Annotated in this window: 8 protein-coding genes; all 8 read right to left on the minus strand. The window is 41.0% G+C overall.

Annotated features, from left to right (window positions below; translation table 11 throughout):
* Positions 1-2: 2 nt before the first annotated feature.
* Entirely contained in the window at positions 3-3,392 is a 3,390-nt protein-coding gene (locus M1D52_RS16175) for a SusC/RagA family TonB-linked outer membrane protein (protein WP_437392976.1), read from the minus strand.
* Positions 3,393-3,566: 174 nt separating this feature from the next.
* Positions 3,567-4,589, minus strand: a complete 1,023-nt coding sequence (locus M1D52_RS16180) for a FecR family protein (RefSeq protein WP_013666221.1) — start codon at positions 4,587-4,589, stop codon at positions 3,567-3,569.
* A gap of 295 nt (positions 4,590-4,884) precedes the next feature.
* Positions 4,885-5,469 (minus strand): RNA polymerase sigma-70 factor, encoded by a 585-nt coding sequence (locus M1D52_RS16185; RefSeq protein ID WP_013666220.1) that lies wholly within the window; start codon positions 5,467-5,469, stop codon positions 4,885-4,887.
* Positions 5,470-6,034: 565 nt separating this feature from the next.
* Positions 6,035-9,430, minus strand: coding sequence for a DUF1080 domain-containing protein (locus M1D52_RS16190; RefSeq protein WP_437392977.1), 3,396 nt, complete (start codon positions 9,428-9,430; stop codon positions 6,035-6,037).
* A gap of 33 nt (positions 9,431-9,463) precedes the next feature.
* A complete protein-coding gene (locus M1D52_RS16195) occupies positions 9,464-10,735 on the minus strand; it encodes a Gfo/Idh/MocA family oxidoreductase (protein WP_437392978.1) in 1,272 nt (423 codons plus the stop codon).
* 377 nt (positions 10,736-11,112) lie between these two features.
* Positions 11,113-12,066, minus strand: coding sequence for a sugar phosphate isomerase/epimerase family protein (locus tag M1D52_RS16200; RefSeq protein ID WP_149105560.1), 954 nt, complete (start codon positions 12,064-12,066; stop codon positions 11,113-11,115).
* An 81-nt stretch (positions 12,067-12,147) separates the two neighbouring features.
* Complete coding sequence (locus tag M1D52_RS16205) at positions 12,148-13,812, minus strand: RagB/SusD family nutrient uptake outer membrane protein (RefSeq protein ID WP_130857317.1); 1,665 nt, start codon at positions 13,810-13,812, stop codon at positions 12,148-12,150.
* A 17-nt stretch (positions 13,813-13,829) separates the two neighbouring features.
* Positions 13,830-17,057, minus strand: a complete 3,228-nt coding sequence (locus M1D52_RS16210; protein ID WP_437392979.1) for a SusC/RagA family TonB-linked outer membrane protein — start codon at positions 17,055-17,057, stop codon at positions 13,830-13,832.
* Between the last annotated feature and the right edge of the window lie 87 nt (positions 17,058-17,144).

Here is a 17,144-nt window from a genome sequence, read left to right on the forward strand (position 1 = left end):
GATTAAAATTTAACAATTAGGTTGATACCGAAGCTCCTCGTTCTGGGAACGCCAAATGCCTCTAATCCCTGTGCATTACTGTTAGTATAGCTAGACTCAGGGTCGAAATACTTATTTCGCTTATCGTGATATAAAGTCAATAGGTTCCGTCCGACCAAGGAAATAGTGGCACCCTGTAATTTCGCCCATCGGAATTTTTCTATCGGAAGATTGTAGGATAAAATAACCTGTCTGAGCTTTACGAAGTCGTTGTCAAACATAAACATGGAGGTATAGAACTTGTCATTATCATAATAGGTATCAATGTCTTGAGGGGCCCACGTTTTACTGAATGGATTACCTTCGGGGTCAACACCGGTCACTGTTAAACCGGTTTCACGTCCCGGTAAGGTTTCTTCCGGCAATCCAAAACGGTAGGCATACTGATACATATTGGAGTACATCATACCACCAAACTTCCCGTCGATCAATACATTCAGCGAAAAGTCCTTATAGCGAAACGTATTGTTCAATCCCATAATTAAAGGAGGAACACCCTGACCAATCTCTTCGAGCGGGCCTCTTACCGCATACCCACTTTCCGGATTATATACCACTTGACCATTTTCGTCTGTTAGTTTCCGATAACCCCACAAAGCGCCATAAGGCCTACCTACCACATTGCGTATACTTCCTCCGCCAACACCATCGCCTACTACTATAGCATCTAACCCCTCCGCTAATTGTTGAATTTCACTTTTGTTATAAGAAATGTTATAGGTGGCATCCCAACTGAAATTTTCCTTTTTGATAGGTGCACCACTTAAGAGTACTTCAATACCCCGATTATTTAACTCGCCTACATTTAATAAGGCTCGATTATAACCGGAAGCTTGAGAAATGTTGGATTCAACAATATCATCGGTTGTTTTTCGATTATAAAAAGTAAGATCAGCCCCTAGACGCCCATTGAAAAACTGCGCATCAAGACCAAATTCGTAAGTGGTAGAGGTCAAAGGTCTTAAGCCTGGATTGTTAACTAAATCGGACGTCAATTCCTGTACCGGCCTTCCATTATGTCCTCCCTGTACCATGGAATAGGATTCGTTCAATATATAAGCGGTCGGTGTCGCACCACCTACCTGTGCCCATGAGCCCCGTAATTTCAAACCACTTATGGATTTGGGAAAGCTCAGTGCTTCTGATAGAACAAAGGTTCCTCCTACCGATGGATAAAAAATACTATTGTTTTGCGGACTTAATGTAGAGAACCAATCTTGTCGACCCGTGAAAGTTAAATACGCTAAGCCTTTATAACCAATGTCCGCTGATCCAAAAATTGAGTTAATACCCGTTTTTTGATATAAAGGGGTGGTTGTTAAAATATTTAAATTCGTATAGCTGTAGAAATTAGGCACCCTGAATTCACTTCCCTCAATCGTTGTCAGATCGTACTCATTCCTTTGTATATTTCCTCCGACCATCGCGGACAAGCTGAAATCACGGAAACTTGTATTGTAATTCAAGGTAAACATGTAATTTGTTTCGGATGAGGTCGCTCTTAAGCTTTGATAAGCACCTAGGGGTCTAAAAGCGGTTCCTGTGGGCTGTATAGCTTCGAATTCTGAATTATAATAGTCTCTACTCGCGCTTCCCTTGATAAAAAGATTGTCGAGAATATCGTATTGAAGACTTCCCTGCATAATATATCGGTTCTTTTTATCGTGATTCCGGTAACGATTTACGACAAACCAAGAGTTTGGTGCTTCAGCCACCGGATTCCACCTGACTTCATTTCCCTCAGCATCGTAACCCGGTGCCAGCGACATGATGTCAACTGTATTTGCTAACATATATACAGCCCAAGCGGGATTATCATTTGCATAACCAACTTTAGGACGGTTTTTCCCTTGATCATAATTATATTGTGAAACGGCTTCCAAATGAAGCTTCTTGCCGATATTGGCATTGACCGATAAGTTGGTAGTTAGTCGTTTGTAAGTAGAGTTCGGTACAATCGCTTGCGCATCCGTGTTCGAAACACTCGCACGATACCGCAGGTCTTCACTCCCTCCGTATAGTGCTAACGAGTTTATATAAGTCTGCCCGGTTTCATAAAATTGTTGTGGATTGTTTTTTTCAGGCGAATAGGGTCGTTCTACGCCATCAAATTGCACATAGGGCTGCCCGTCCATCCTCGCACCATAGGATAAACGGCCGGTTGCAATCGCCTCGTCCTGTGTGGTAGGCTTTCGTCCATCAATCCCCTGTCCGTATTCATACTGCCATTCAGGGTACATGGAAGGACGCTCAAAAGTAGAGGTACTATTAAACTCAATACCTAAACCTTTTTGTGCTACTCCTTTTTTTGTAGTAATCAAAATTACGCCATTTGCGGCTCTCGATCCATATAAAGCAGATGCCGGACCGCCTTTTAAAACGCTGATACTTTCAATATCATCTGGATTGATACCCGCTATTCCATCGCCACGGTCAATATTCCAACCCATTCCTGTCGAACTTGTGCTACCTCCCGGTGTCGAATTATCCATCGGCATTCCATTGATCACATACAGCGGTTGATTGTTTCCGCTCAATGATCCGTTACCCCTTATAATCACCCTACTCGAACCACCTGGGCCGGTAGCCATACCCGAAACATCAACACCTGCCACTTTACCTACCAAAGCATTAGCGACATTCACTTCTTTTGCCTGCGTTAATTGATCACCGCCAACTTCGGCTACCGAATAGGCCAACGCCTTTTTTTCACGTGAAATCCCTAATGCGGTAACAACTACTTCACTTAAGGCTTGATTATCTTCTACTAATTGTACATTTACTACATTACGACCGCCAATAGCTACGGTTTGCCCCACATAGCCCATATAGCTAAATTCTAATTCACCTGTTCCTCCCACTTTTAATTGGTAAGCACCGTCAGCCCCTGTTACTGTACCCTTGGTACTACCCTTTAGGCGTACACTCACGCCCGGGATCCCTTGCCCTTGCGCATCGGTTACGAGTCCCTTTACTTCTATTTCTTGATTCAGACCAGGGGTGGATTTACCTAAAACAATCCGATTCTCGATAACTTTGTACTGAATGTTTTTGGCTGTAAGAAGCTGATCAAGCACTCGCTGCAAAGACTCTTGCTGCACTTCGATGAATACGCGCTGCGATAAATCTATAATTTGTTTACTGTAAATAAATTTAATGGCTGCTTTCTCTTCAATAAGCTTTAACGCCTGTAATAAAGCCTGCCCTTTTACGCTTAAATTGATACGTTTAGAAAGATCCAATGTGCTCTCAGGTTGCTTTGCAAATGTTTGGACGTGGATGGCTGTAAGTATAATTATTAGTCCAAGCAGACAGGATCGAATGGTTGTGGATGTCCTCGGGTTGATTCTCATATAAATGCTGTTTGATGGTTAAAATGTAGGCAAATAACGCCCATGACAATTGCATATATCGATATTTTAATAATTTAAAATATCACAACTGTCGTTATGTAACTATGTATTAATTATTAGTTAATAATAAGTTGTTAAGTCTTCATATGGATAGTAATTAGGGTCATGAATGATTTACTTTTTTATTAACCTGATGCGATCTCCGGAAATCTCATATTGCAGGTTGAGTGATTGACTGATTATTTCCATAATGGAAATTAAGTTTAGCTGATTAAAGTCGGCAGTCAGTGTATAACTTTCAAGTTTTTTATCCTGAAAATCAATTTGGACATTGAAAGTACTGTCAAGCAAGTGAGCAATATCTTTAAGTGGCTTATCTTCAAAAGACATACTCCTCTTTTTCCACATTTTCACTGACGAACGCGATGTTTCTTTTGTTTTAACCAAATGGGCTTTGTGTTTATTAAAGTGTACTTTCTGATCAGCTACAAGCAGAACCTCTCGGTTACCTTGCATCTTTTCAGCGACACTTATATTTTCATCGACGCGACTGACAGCTACCATACCTGTTATCACAGAGACCTCTTCTTCTGCATCGCCTGCGCTCCTTATGCGAAAACTTGTTCCAAGAACTTTGGTCAACAACGATCCACTATTGATAAGAAAAGGTTTGTTCGGATCTTTGGCTACTTCAAAAAAAACGTCACCCCGCATCGTTACTTCCCTTACCTCTTGTTGAAAAGTGCCGCTATACTGCAGCGACGAATGTGGCGCTAGCCAAATCACACTTCCATCCGGCAAATGATGCTTCAGTATGGTTTTACTTTCATTTTTAACCAGTACCACCGGATCTGTTTTAAAAATTTTGTCCAATTGCCCACCCAACAGTAGCCATATGAAGGCGATTAACACAATTGCTGCAGCGGCGGCCCAAACGCCGGTAGAGCGAATTTTACGATGTACTTTCTTAAAAGGCGCGCCCTCACTGCCATTATGGAGAGACAGACCACTTCTCCTTTTGATATTATACAACATCCGTGCTTTCAAAAGGCTATTTTTCCGTATTTGATCGAATTCTTCGGCTGATAACGAGTTACCCATCGCATCGTACCACGCCTCCACTAGTTTCACTTCCTCTGCATTACATTGCTTATTAAGGTATTTTTCTATTAAAGCCTCGGAAATTTCGCTCTTCATTTTATAGTATATCTTTTATTTATAATAGCTTCCATTTGTATAGTCGGCCCAAAGCCCTTTATCCCCTACGCCGTTGTAAAAAAAATTATCTTTTTAAGCTACAAGCCAAAATGGTTGCGATATTAGAATTAAGGAAAGGCTTTCTTTGGTCAATTTTCTTTAAAAATTCGTGTTACTTCTTCCACAAAACCAACGTCGACTGTAGGGAGCTCATCGCTTCGCTCTTAGGTTTTGGTCACCCTTAGGATCGAAACAAAAGGTGAAGAGTCGTTTAACAACGAAATTCTAAATATATCTAACATAAATAATACAGCAATAAAAGATGAAAAGAATAAAGCTTCATCGCTACTTTCAGCCTACTTAATGCTTTGGTCAACTGGTTTTCAACCGTTTTTTCCGATATGCCAAGCAAATCAGCTATTTCCTTATTACTTTTAAACTCTTTTCTGCTTAGCTCATAAATATAACGACAGCGGTCGGGTAGTAATCGAACATGATTTTCAATTTGATTTTGTAACTCGTTAAAGGCTAGCCGTGTTTCGGTAGAATTATCGTAATCCCTAAAATTGCCTTTGTAGAATTCTTTGTAATTCTTTCTAACTATTTCCTTTTGTATAGCACTTATTACCAAGTACCTAACAGATGTAAAAAGATAAGCAGCAACGGAACTATGAATCTGTATTCGTTTGCGGTTCAGCCATATACTAGTGAACAGATCCTGTACAATTTCCTCTGCTAACTCAGCCTTTCTTAATCGTCTCAGCGCCTCGGCATATAATTTATACCAATAACGATTGTATAGCTCTTCAAAGGATAATTCGCTCCCGTCTACACAGGCATGGAAAAGTTCTTCATCAGAAAACTTTGTTAAATCTTTCATAATCAAGCTTTAAACCATAAAAAATTCGTTACGTCACCATGCTTCCTTATGAAGTCAATGATATTATTTGCATTATTATTTTTAACCAAACACGAAGGTCCCGCAACGCTTATATGATAAATAATTGGTCAGCGTATTATTTTTGGAAGACTATAAAATGAGTTAAACAAACTTAGATAAATTGCTTTTTAAATGCAAATTACTTTAGCTAGATTAGGGAAATCTCTTTTAATATATACACCTTCATCTATAGGCCAAAGGCGAATTCCCTGTAGCTAGATAAATAATTCTACATTTTTTTGCGAGTCATTAATGACAGAAGATACTACTCCCTGATCTGGCAATACAAAAAATGCAGAAAGCCCAAAGCGCTTGGGAACGCCGGGCTTTCTGCTTTTATCCAACCTAAACCTTGTTGGTAGAACAATAAGTTGAAGAATTTGTTTTACGAATCGTTATTTATATGTCACAGAGGTTAATAGTAACACACAACACTAATAACCAGAAACAAATAACTAACAACTAATAACCAGTAACTAATAACTAACAATTAATAACCAGATAACTACAACCGCTTAACACGGATATTTTTAAAATGTACCTCTGATCCATGACCCAAAAACCCTATATGACCGGATTTTCGTTTAAGTCCCGGATGATCGAGTTTATCTAACGTACCATTTTTTGATGCCTCGGCAATGTCACCTTCTAAAATAACGGTGCCATTTAGCGTGACTTTAATCTTATTTCCTTTTACGTAAATCTCTTCTTCATTCCATTCTCCCACCGGTTTAAGAAAGCCTCTTTTAGCAGGAATTACCCCATAAACCGATCCGTGGTATTGATATTTCTTAAGATCTTTATAAATGTCCGCTTCATTATCCAATACCTGAATTTCCATTCCTTCATACGCCGCGTTGCCTTCTAAAGGGGCCCTGATACCAATGCCATTATTCGCTCCGGGAGTTAGACGAAAGCTAAAGCGATAGATAAAATCACCAAACTCTTCTTTTGAATACAAATTACCTCCCGAGTCCTTAACGGGATAACAAGCCAGCGTTCCTTCGTCACTGATTGTGTAAGCAGTTGTATTCCCTGTCCAGCTATCTAAGTTCGAACCGTCAAACAGCACTTTGAAACCAGCAGCCTTTTCTTCATTGCCTAAAGTGAAAATCTCTTTTCTAGGTATTTCCTTAATATAGATGTCCCGATAGGCGACTTCAGTTCCATGAGCTTGTAGTTCTATCTGTTCAATAGGAAAAATGGGTTGACTTCGATCCCAGTAATTTTCTAAGGTAACGTTATCAGTTACTAGCTGCCCATTAAGATATACTGTCACCTTATCGCCTTTCATAATAATACGAAAGGTATTCCATTCTCCCAGTGCATTATCCGCTACTTTAAGAGGTTTGCTTTCGTTCTGTTGGTTATTATAAAGACCACCGGAACCTACTTGGGCTCCAACGTTTACGCGGGAGGTATCCCAAATCTGGACCTGAGGTGTTCCCCGAAGATAAATACCTGCATCACCTTCCTTACCAACGGTACTCAACTTCCAATCTACCAGCATTTCGAAGTCACCATATTGTTTAATGGTTGCAATATTATCACCTTTTCCATTAAAGTAAAGCACGCCATCCTTTACATACCAGCCACGCCGCATCAATTCATCAGCCTTTTGTTGAGCGACAGATAGTTCCTTCGCACTCATTTTGGCTCGCTTAATGGGATTTTCTACTAAACCTTTCCAACCTGTTAAATCTTTGCCATTGAAAAGTGACACAAAACCACGACCCTTGGGTAATTCATTGATATGTTTAATTAAGGCTTGCTTTAAATAATCGCTATCTTGTCCGCTTAACGCGTCTACCGTCTTATTCAAGATGGCGCTCACTTCTTCACCATAGAGGCTCGGATTTGATAATGCGATGTTTAACACCGCCATGGCTGCAGCGGATTTCAACTCCGGGTCGTCTAAATATTTTCCGGCAAAGATGAGTGCATTATAAGTAAAATTATTGCTCAATGCACCCAATATCATTCTTTTTTGCTGCGTATTTTGTGCAACTCCCATAGCATCCCTTAGGAGTAATACTTTTTGCTCTGCCGGGAAGTCGCTTTGTGCGGTCAATCGTACAATACCGTTTAAGATCTGATTCAATTGCTTTGAGTCGCTTGTCGTCCGACTCAACTTGATTAATTCAGGCAACGCGTCGTGATCATTCCAATTAGCGAGAGCTTCAACTGCCGCAGCTTTTAAGTTCGCATCATTTCCATCAAGTACTTCAACAACCGGCTGTAGAGCTTTACCTTCACCTATTCCTGAAAAAACGTTCAAATAAAGCGTTTTTCCGTTCGGATTTGCCGATTGATAACTGGCCAATAATGATTGGATATCCTGCTCCTTTTGTGGACTCCCCTGAACGGCCGCAACTATAGCTTGCTGTACTAATTTTATCTCGTTTTCGTTACCTGCTGTAGATAATAAAGAGGTTAATGAGGCAAGATTTTCGGATTTCGAAATGGCGGGCAATGTATTATATGCAGCATCTCTTACCGTCGGATCACTGCTTTTCAGCAAGGCAGTAACTGCGGTGAAACTTTCATTTGCGCCTCTATTAGCTAGTACTTGCATAATTGTCACCTGATCTGCAGGTACTGCTGCAGCTAAGGAAGTCACTAACTTACCTGTTAAACCTTCGCCTTTCAATGTAAAAAAGGCTTCCTTTACTGCTTCTCGCTCTTCTTGGTTGGATTCTGATAATAACTTCAACAATTCAGGCGTACCCTCTACCCCTTTTAGTTTTCCATAGGCTTTAATAGCCGTAACTTTCACAAGGGTATCATCACTCTTTAGGGCTTTTTCAACAAAAGGAAGTGCACTATCGTCTTTTGTATTTGATAAAGCTTTTATGATAGCTGCTTGCGTTTCCGGATTCGCTTTCTTTACTGCTTTCCCCCATTTTTCGACAGCAGCGCCATTTAAATAAGGCTGCGCTAATTTTAAAGCGGCAATGCTGTATGCTTTATCCTTATCTCTAGACGCTTTCACCAAATCCGGAACATATTCGGCTCCGTAAATGTGCGTTAAAATATTAAGCCCTGCAATGCGCGTAGGTGTATGTTCATCATCTACTTTCAACAAAGTTTTTGCTACTTTTTCAGCTAGCTCCTTATTCCCTTTGAGGAGTAGATTATTTGCGTAATTAATATAAGAAGCGGTCGCTTTTGATTCATCATAACCGAAGTTAACCTTTTCAGCTGCCACCCTTAAAACTTCCTCAGAAGATGGATCAGCCAATTTTGCTAATGCATAGAGCGCTGTTTTTCTAACCGTTAATTCCTCTGCGGTGGCAAATGAAACAATGGTGGGTGCTGCAGGCACATAATCGGCATCGCCAATAGCTTCCAGTATGTAGGTTATATTTCTTCCTTTTGCAGACGGTAACGCAGCCACAAGAGCTTTTCCCGCCTCATCGGAACGAATTCGTGCCAAAGTCCGTGCAGCACGATCCCCTAAATATTCATCTTGTAAATACGTAGAAACGGCAGACACGGCATCGTCTTTTCCTGCATTAGTGAGTAGATTCAGCACGTATCCTTTATTATTTTTATCCTGCATTTTCCCCAAGGCATCCAAAGCGCCCTGGACAAATTTGGAACGCATTGGCTCTTTTCCATTCTGCATAACAAAATAGGAATAGCTGTTGGTTGCATATTCGATTTTTGCGTTGTCCCCGCCTTGTGGCTTTAAAGATAAAAGCAATGCACTGATATCTTCAGCCGTAAATAGATCTAGTTGGGCCATTGCAGCATTCAGCTTATCGGCATTCTGAGCGGGCTGTGTGGCTAACAAGTCTGCTATTTTGGTCGTCGCTGTACGCCTATCATCTTGCTGCGCAAAAGCCGGTGGGTTGGCGAGCATAAAAGCAAGGATAGAAGCATATATATAATTCTTCATATTGGTTTTAATAGTTCGTGATAATTAAATACATTAGATAGTCCATGGGCCACGCATCGGTTGGTCAATTAAACGATTGGCCGCTTCATCATCAACAAATAACTGCTTATCTGGATCAAATTTTAAGGATCTACCTAACCTTACAGATGCTAAACCCATATTTACCAAGGTGCAAGAACGATAACCATTATCCTCGTTTAATGCAAATTTCTGTCTCATTTTCACTGCTTCAACAAAGTCGACCACTTGCTCTTCCGGTTCGGGGAATGTCGCTAGTTTACGTTCCATGTCCGGAATATCCGATTTAAAACCGGGATATAATTTACCATTAGGCCCATCGATATAAGGCACATCTTTATCTTTCCCTTCACCGTCGAGGATAATTTTACATCCGTCAGCATAGGTATATTCAATTCGTCGCCACGTACCAACTGCGTCGCTGTGTTGCTGTGGAGCGTCTACTTCAACCGAAATCGGGCTTTCATTGTCCTTCCCTAGGAAATACTGTATTGGATCCAGGTAATGTTGTCCCATATCACCTAAACCGCCTCCATCATAGTCCCAATAGCCCCGGAAGGTTTGATGAACACGATGTGCATTATAAGGTTTGTATTGAGCAGGCCCCAGCCACATATCGTAATTCAATTCACTGGGCACTTGTTCAGGCGTCAAATTCTCTTTTCCGACCCAATAAAATTTCCAATCAAATCCCGTATGCCTACTTACAGTAACTTTCAGTGGCCAACCGAGCATACCGGAATCCACTAATTTCTTGATCTTCTTTACCGGAACGGCCATTCCGTAGAAATTATCCTTAAATCTAAACCAGGTGTTTAATCTAAAAATCCGCCCATGTTGTTGCACAGCCTCTTTTACACGTTTACCTTCTCCTATTGTACGCGTCATGGGTTTTTCACACCATATATCTTTTCCGGCACGTGCAGCTTCAGCGGCCATGATACCATGCCAATGAGGCGGTGTGGCGACATGAACGATATCCACTTCCGGAAGTTGGATCAATTCACGGAAATCTGACAGTTGCTTAACACCACTATCATTCAGCTGTTTCATAGCTATCGCTAAATGTCTGGTATCAACATCACAAATAGCAACGGTTTTGGTGCCGGCATAGGAAAAATGACCGCGTCCCATAGCTCCAACACCAATAATACCTTTTGTTAGGTGGTCACTCGGAGCCAAATATCCCTGTCCTCCCAGTACAAACCGCGGGACGATGCTAAATGCTGCCGCTGCTAGGGCAGACTTCTTGATAAAATCCCTTCTCGAGGTACTTTTTTCTTTCATTTGTGCTTTAATTTTTGGTTTCAGGATCCTCTCTCAAAAAATAAGTTCGATTTAAGAAAAATCCATTCGATTTGTTGTTTTAAGTATTGACTATTCTTGATGTTTTCTCTGCAATTAAAAGTCTCTTTATTATTCTCTATTTAATTAACCGGACAGACAAAATGACCTTTTTTTTCGGATATACTATCGTTTATCCGATAAATGAAGGACATGATCAGTGGCACCAATAAATAACCAGATGGCTCATAATACCAAGTTTGATTTAGCTAAATATTGCAGTTTAAGATCGATAAAATGATGATGTTCGACCAAAATGGCTGTTAATTTAATAATAAAATAATAGGATTGCCAATTTATTCATCACGCAAACGGTTGCGTTAGTAAAAAGCTTTCCGCAAAACGGCTAAGCTCTTAGGAACTGCTGTTAATGGGTCTTCTTTTCCTTCCATCTCTAATGAAATATAGCCTTTAAAATTCACTTTACGCAATATGCCGGCGATCCGTTGATAATCTAAATCTAACGTATACCATTCTCCACCTCCGTAATAGGTCTTCGCTTGAACAATGGTAGCATAAGGTGCTAACTGTTCGAACTGACTATACGGGTCGCCGGCAAAATTACCGGTATCCAGATTTAGTCCCATGGCCGGTGAGCTTTTTAAGGCTTCGTATATTCGTAATAAACCCTCAACCTGTGTCGTAAGTCCCCAATGGTTTTCGATGGCCAAAATCACACCCTCTTGCTCTGCCTTTATCAGGCATTCTCCCGTCGCATCTATTACCCATTTAAAGGCGTCATCATCGGTATATCCCGCTAAAGGCGTTTCCTTTCCTTTTACGGCCATCAACTCGTCAAAGGTTCCTGCTGTGTTCCATCGACCTGAGTTCAACCGGACACAAGGGATTCCCATCTGCACAGCCAGATCGATGCAGTGCTTGGTATGTGCGATGTTCTTTTTTCTGTCTTCTTTATCAGGTGATACAAAATCCTGATGAATCGATAGCATAGGTAAGGCCAAACCACTTTCGAAAGCAAGACGCTTTAATTTATTCATATATCCGGTAGTTTCGTTTTCCATTTGACGATGTAGTATTTCTACACCATCAAAACCCAACGTCGCTGCCTGTTCAATTACCTGCTCAATGGGAAACTTTTCCTTTTTAAAATGCCAATACGAATACGTGGAAACACTGATCGGATTGCGCTTAACATTTGTCGACTCCCCGATAGTTGATTCAACTTGATTGTATGGGCTAATCAGGGCTCCCAATCCAGCCATCGAAGCTTTCTTCAGAAAACTTCTTCGATGTTCATGCATGCTTTTTATCATGATCTTTTAGTTTAAAAATGAGGTGTCTCCTATGTTTGTTGTAAGCACCTGTAGGAGACACCCTTATCGGTTAAAAATAATCTACTGATTCTGTTTCAACACATCTGCACCCATAATATCAATCTGCGCTTGCGGAATCGGAAAATACTCATTCTTTCCAGCCGTAAAACTAGCACCCTGTAGATAGGTTCGTTTTTGCTTCTCTTTTTCAAGATAAGTATTTAATGTTTCAGCAGCAACATGCCAACGTACTAAATCGAAAAAGCGATGTCCTTCCAACGCTAATTCAAGCCTTCTTTCAAATCGAACGGCTTTTCGTGCGTAATCCTGACTTGGAAATGATGGATACTCTCTTATGACATAAGTGGCTGCCGGTGTGCCATCATCTTTTGTTACCACTTCATTTGCTGCTCTTCGCCTGATTTGATTCACCAGATCCAACGCGCTAGTGAGGTCGCCATCCTCCACCGCAATTTCTGCACGCATTAACAGGACGTCGGCATATCGTAAGGCCCGATAATTATTTGAATTTGCCCTGGGTGATTCCGCTCCGGCATTATCGCCATTGGCCGCAAAGAATTTTTTGAAAGTATACGGACCGGCAAAACTTTGATCGCGGATCCAATTTCTTCCCGGATGAATCCCCCAGTTAAGGAAAGGAATACCACGTCTACCAACGGTCCAATCTAAACGAGGGTCCAAATTACCTGTGTAGGGTTCAAATGGATCAGAAGAAGCTAAGCCCTCATCATTCTTAACATCGACATCATTAAAATTGTCCAATAACGGCAAGCCACTTTCATCGGTTTTGAAAGCATTTACTAAGTTTTGAGAAGGCTGAAAGAAACCGCAACACCCCCCTGGTCCAGAGCCATAGGGAAAATTCAAATTATCGCCCCAAAAGCCGTTTTGTCCACTTCCTCCGTCGCCAACAGACATTTGGACTTCCAAAATCGATTCAATATTATTTTCGGTTGCCACTTTAAAATTATCATGAAAATTACTTACTAATTCAAAAGGGCCGTTATTGATGATATCATCCAATAGCGGTCGAGCCGCTTCATAATCTTGCTGAAACATATGTACTTTAGCAAGCACTGCCTTTGCCGTCCATTGACTTGCCCGCCCTACATCTTTCTTTGTAGCCGATAAATTATCTACGGCGAATTGTAGATCAGCTTCAATCATAGGCCAAATATCTTTGTCATTTGGCAAGTTGATAAAGTCCGTGACGTTATCGTCAACGTAAGGCACCATATTCCACATCTTCTTTGCTTCAAAATGATACCATGCACGTAAGAAGCGTGCTTCCGCTGTTGCCTGTGCGACCTCAGCCTCTGTCATATCGGTCGTTTTCTTGATTAACTTAAGCACATCATTGGCGCGAGAGACGCCATCATATACTGTAATCCATTTTTCATTAAAGGCAGCGATATCCGGTTGACTAACATAGCGTTCAATGGTTGTTATCTGCGCCTGATCGCCCACATCGCTTCCTTTATAGGCGTCATCAGATGCCACCGATCCATAAATCCAATTGCTAGCTGACGACGTGAATGTATAACCGGAACCTACTCCGTCCAACAAACTATATGCGCCAATTAAGACGGCATCAACGCCCGACTTCGTAGCCAGCAATTCTTCATTTGCTAAACCTAATGGTTTCTTTTCCAGAAAACTTTTACCACAGCCCTGCATAACGCAAAAGGCCAACAGTATATATATCGATAAATTTGATCTTTTCATAATATGCTTTTTATTCCTTAGAATCCAACATTTATTCCTAACTGATACATTTTAGCTAATGGATAATTCCCTTGGTCAACACCCAATGTAGTGGTACCTGGCGTTGAACCCACCGATGTGATTTCAGGATCAATACCGGAGTAATCAGTGATAGTAAATAGGTTCTGCCCTTGCACATATATCCTAGCACTTTGCAATCCTAATTTCTGTAAAAGATCAGCCGGCAACGTGTAGCCCAGGGTTAGATTTTTTAAGCGGAAGTAAGAACCATTTTCAATAAAATAGGATGATGGTTGTTGACTTCTACTATCATTGGCATCCAATATCGGTAATACGGCGTCAGGATTTTCAGGAGTCCATGAATCATTAAGCATGCGTAAACTGCGATTACCGGCTTGGTTATTGAAATCAACCCATCGTTTTACCATGTTTAGAATATCATTTCCCTGAACCCCTTGAAAAAATGCAGAAAGATCAAAATTCTTATAACCTAAATTAATGTTCAATCCATACGTAAAGTCGGGATGCGGATTTCCAATAAAAGTGCGGTCATTATCGGTAATTACGTTATCTCCATCTAAATCTCTATATTTGTATTTTCCCACTGCAGCGTAACCGGGATACGCAGGGCCATTCGCTAAATCTTCCTCATTTTGATAAATCCCATCGATTACGTGACCATAAAAGGAATACAAGGGTTGATCCACGGTTGACCGTGTCCAAACATAACTTCTGATATTCGGACCTAGCAAGATAGCAGATTCATTGTTGTTCAACTTAACGACCTTATTTTTATAAGCCGAAATATTAGCACTAATACCATAGGTGAAATCTTTGCTTGTATTATTCTGGAAGTTCACTGCGAAATCAATCCCCTTGTTGTTCATTTCGCCTACATTAACAAAGGGCACCGTAGCAGTCCCTTGCGTTGCCGGTAATGCTAATTGGTAAAGCATATCGGATGTGGTTCGATTATAGACATCCAAATTAAACCCAAGCATTCCTTTTAAGATCGTCATGTCTAAACCAATATTGGTTTGTGTAGTGGTTTCCCATTTTGCATCAGGATTTCCGAAAGCATCCGTATCAAATCCGGGCTTAACTGCATTGTTTGATCCGTTAATGGCATAAGAAGATAAATTAAGCGAGGAGCGATAAGTATTAAACCCGTTATAGTTCCCGATTTCTTGGTTACCGGTTTGTCCCCAGCCTGCGCGAATCATCAAATTATCCAACCATTTTAATTCCGACAAGAAGCTTTCTTGAGAAATCCGCCAACCGCCGCTAAATGCGGGGAACGTACCATAGCGGTTATTACTACCGAATCGACTCGAGCCATCTCTTCTTACAGTCGCTTCCAGCAAATATTTATCCTTAAGGCTGTAATTCACTTTTCCAAATATTGAAAACAGCGCCCATTCGTATCGGCTACCACTATTGTTGATCCCCGCTGTTCCCGAATTAAGATCCATAAAATCCGGATCCTCCGAAAAATAGGTTGTCCTGACTGCTGAGAAGTCTTCACCGAATCCTTTTATCGCTTCGGTACCCGCCAGAATATTTAGGCTGTGTATATCATTAAATACTTTTTTGTAATTTAATGTATTCGTCCACGTTAAATTAATATCATTGATATTCGCTTTAGTCATGGAGTTTGCCGCCTCAATTTCCGCCTCTTCCCGATCCATCAATACATAATTCACTCGGTTGGTGTTCGTATAGTCAAACCCTAAGCTTGTACGACCGGTCAAACCCTCGATAATATCCACTTCCGCGAAAACATTGCCAAATGCTCTCAACGTTTTGGCTTGATTGTCTTTTGTGCGATATAACTGAGCAAGTGGATTAGTCGCTGGTCCCAAGCCTGCAGCTCGCGTTGCTGCAAAATTCCCCATGATATCGTAAACAGGTATAATAGATGGAATCCGATAACCGTTTCCAATGGGATTGCCATCTTGATTGTTGGTTGAACTTGCTGTTCCATTATTGTAATAATACCCTTTATTCTGGGTATAACTTACTTCCAGATTTTCTCCCAAGCGAATGATTTTCTTAATATTAAATTCGGTATTGGAACGAAGTGAATACCGATCGAATGATGTATGTTCCAACACCCCTTCTTGGTTTAAGTAATTGAGTGATAAGGCATAGCGACCCTTATCGGATCCTCCTGTAGCTCCTAGGTTATATTCTTGAACAATGGCTGGTCTTAATATTTCTTTATGCCAGTCGGTGCCTTCCTTATTAGCCCGGACAATTTGATAAAAATTATCCGCGTTATAACTGTACAAGGAAGGATCAACACGGGGATCTCCCTCGAATAAGCCATAACTGGAGCCTGCCAGGATATAATCCGGTACAACCGGATTGGGGCCGTTACCATACTGTTGATGCGATGGATTGCCATTGGTCAGGATGCCTGCATTTCGACGTTGCGTCCATAGCAATTGGCCAAATTGCAAGGGATCTTTAATTAGGCCTAAATTTACATGACCGGTTTGTACCCCTACCCGTGTGTCAAAAGTTATTCTGGAATCACCGGCACTCCCCTTTTTGGTGGTAATGATAATGACACCGTTGGCTGCACGCGACCCGTAGATGGAGGTAGAGGAAGCATCCTTCAGTACTTGCATCGATTCGATATTATTTGGATTAATGCTATTCAATCCACCTTTCGTTGGCACACCGTCAATAATATAAAGGGGATCATTATTATTGATGGTGCTAAAGCCACGTACCCGAACAGTAGCTTCACCACCAGGTGTGTTATTGCTTGTTACGGTAACACCTGCCGCCCTACCCTGCAATTGTTGTGCTACGTTAGGCGCCTGAACTTTAGTGAGTTCTTTAACATTAACGACCGAAACGGCACCCGTAATATCTTTTTTAACCTGGGTTGAATACCCGGTTAAAACCACTTCTTCCAAAGTGTTTAAATCTTGATTAAGGGTTACATTTAAGCTAGATTGATTACTAACGACAAGTTCACGGGCCTGATAACCAACCGAGGTAAATACAAGCACATCACCTTTTTTTACAGACAAGGTAAAGGTACCATTTACATCGGTTGCAGTTGCCTTACTGCTTCCTTTTACGCGAATGCTGACTCCCGGGATGGGATTAGGCGGTTCCGCATTATCATTTACAATTCCTTTGATCACAAAATCTTGCTGTTGATGGAGCGAGTAATTACTCGCAACCACGAATGAAAAGTTAAATAGACAAAAGAGAAATAAAGTTCCCATGTAGGTCCATTTAACGCTAGGGGATCTAAAATGTGTTTTGTTCATACGGTTTGAGCTTATAAGTGATAAAATGTTTGAATTGAGTTT

Source organism: Olivibacter sp. SA151 (assembly GCF_054130995.1).

Coding starts and splice junctions, on each gene's coding strand:
- M1D52_RS16195 (WP_437392978.1), bottom strand. CDS start 10,735: ATGAAAGAAAAAAGTACCTCGAGAAGGGATTTTATCAAGAAGTCTGCC.
- M1D52_RS16200 (WP_149105560.1), bottom strand. CDS start 12,066: ATGATAAAAAGCATGCATGAACATCGAAGAAGTTTTCTGAAGAAAGCT.
- M1D52_RS16185 (WP_013666220.1), bottom strand. CDS start 5,469: ATGAAAGATTTAACAAAGTTTTCTGATGAAGAACTTTTCCATGCCTGT.
- M1D52_RS16205 (WP_130857317.1), bottom strand. CDS start 13,812: ATGAAAAGATCAAATTTATCGATATATATACTGTTGGCCTTTTGCGTT.
- M1D52_RS16210 (WP_437392979.1), bottom strand. CDS start 17,057: ATGGGAACTTTATTTCTCTTTTGTCTATTTAACTTTTCATTCGTGGTT.
- M1D52_RS16180 (WP_013666221.1), bottom strand. CDS start 4,589: ATGAAGAGCGAAATTTCCGAGGCTTTAATAGAAAAATACCTTAATAAG.
- M1D52_RS16190 (WP_437392977.1), bottom strand. CDS start 9,430: ATGAAGAATTATATATATGCTTCTATCCTTGCTTTTATGCTCGCCAAC.
- M1D52_RS16175 (WP_437392976.1), bottom strand. CDS start 3,392: ATGAGAATCAACCCGAGGACATCCACAACCATTCGATCCTGTCTGCTT.